The organism is Acidovorax sp. HMWF018, from assembly GCF_003061035.1.
In the GTDB taxonomy this organism is placed as follows: domain Bacteria; phylum Pseudomonadota; class Gammaproteobacteria; order Burkholderiales; family Burkholderiaceae_C; genus Acidovorax; species Acidovorax delafieldii.
Genome location: NZ_QAIM01000269.1, coordinates 20,206 through 21,617 on the forward strand (window position 1 = coordinate 20,206; position 1,412 = coordinate 21,617).

2 protein-coding genes and 1 pseudogene are annotated in these 1,412 nt (G+C 62.7%); 1 reads left to right on the top strand and 2 read right to left on the bottom strand.

The genetic code is table 11. From position 1 onward, the window contains the following. Nucleotides 1-272 (bottom strand): adenylate/guanylate cyclase domain-containing protein (locus tag DBR23_RS30480; RefSeq protein WP_233250380.1); only part of this gene is annotated, 272 nt, incomplete at its 3' end. A 400-nt stretch (nucleotides 273-672) separates the two neighbouring features. Here DBR23_RS30480 and DBR23_RS10170 point away from each other — a divergent pair. Continuing rightward, the gene (locus DBR23_RS10170; protein ID WP_108498163.1) at nucleotides 673-1,032 is read left to right on the top strand and encodes a hypothetical protein; all 360 of its coding nucleotides are present in this window, start codon (nucleotides 673-675) and stop codon (nucleotides 1,030-1,032) included. A 91-nt stretch (nucleotides 1,033-1,123) separates the two neighbouring features. Here the strand turns inward: DBR23_RS10170 and DBR23_RS10175 are convergent. Then, nucleotides 1,124-1,412 (bottom strand): annotated as a pseudogene (locus DBR23_RS10175) (LD-carboxypeptidase); the annotation flags it as partial.

Consider the following 1,412-nt stretch of genomic DNA (forward strand, 5'->3'; position numbering starts at 1 on the left):
ATGCGCAGCGGCTGCGGCCACCGGTCCAGACGCGCCTGGTGCTGGCGCAGCATGTGGGTGGTGGCAGTCACGGCACTGGCCGCATCACCAAACACACACAACACTCCGTCGCCCAGCTTCTTGACCACGCGGCCTGCATGCGCCTCGATGGTGTCACTGATCCACTGCGTGACCTGCGTCACCGCCTCGGTGGCGCGCTCGTTGCCCAGCGTTTCATACAACGAGGTGCTGCCCGAAATGTCGGCGAAGACCACCGTTGACAACACACTCATGAACGATAGCCGATTAGTAACATCATGTGAACCAGTTTAGTGCAAGCTCAACGAAGACGCATCTATCAAAGCGTCAACAATCCTTTGCCAAGGTCTTTGCGGGCCACGCAAGCCAGTACTTGCGGCCTCACTGCAGGCGCTGATGGTGGCGGTAGGCGTGGAAGGTGCGCATCTTGGGTGCCTGAAGACCCGGCAAAGCCCACGCCGAGCCGCGCACCTGTTCGCCCGGTTGCCTCGCGTCAGGCCGCCGCAAGCCTTCGCGATGAATTGCGTAAAAGTTCGCAACAAACGGGGGCGCCGTGTTGTCTTTATGCAAAAACAGGAGCGCCACCCTTGCGTCAAACCTCACTCCCGCTTACTTTGATCGACCCTGTTACAAAAATCGCACAGCCCGCCGTCCATGCGCTGGAACAAGCCTAATCTCCGCAACAACCTGCACGACCTGCTCGGTCGTGACAAGCCGTCATCGACGGCCTGGGTGCGCGACCAGGGTCTGGAAGAGGTGCGGCGTGCCATGCTGCACAGCCTGATGGGGTTGACCGGCTGCGAAGTAGCGCGCATGAACATGCGCCTGCGCTATGCGGGCGACATTGAAGCGCTGTGGTACCTGCGCAGCGATTTGCTCGACACGCTCACCCTGCTGCGCGGCGAGGCCATCGCACAGACGGTGCTGGACCGGGTGACGCCGATGTTCCAGGGGCAGTTGCCGCTGTCGCTGCGGGTGCCACAAATGCCCAACGCACCCCGCGCGCACCTCTGAAACCCTGAGATTGCAGCCCTGACGGCCGGGGCCGGTCACCACGCCGCACCGACATCGTGCCACGCAGCGGCCCCGGGATAGCGCCGCCTGTTCAGTGCTGGTGGCCCCAATAGATCAGCGCATCGCGCTCTTCAACCGACAACGACACCGTTGCACCCACGGGCAGCAGCACCTTGGTCTCGACATGCCCAAACGGCAGGTTGGTCAGCACGGGCGCCTTGATCTGGGTGCGCAGCCAGTCCACCACCGACTGCAGCTTGTAGCCCTTGTCGTGCGGCGCCAGCTTGAAGTTGGTGAACTGCCCCAATACCACGGCTTTCTGCTGAGCCAGCACACCGGCGTGCAGCAGCTGGGTCAGCATGCGCTCAACGCGGTAGGGA

Coding starts and splice junctions, on each gene's coding strand:
- DBR23_RS10170 (WP_108498163.1), top strand. CDS start 673: ATGCGCTGGAACAAGCCTAATCTCCGCAACAACCTGCACGACCTGCTC.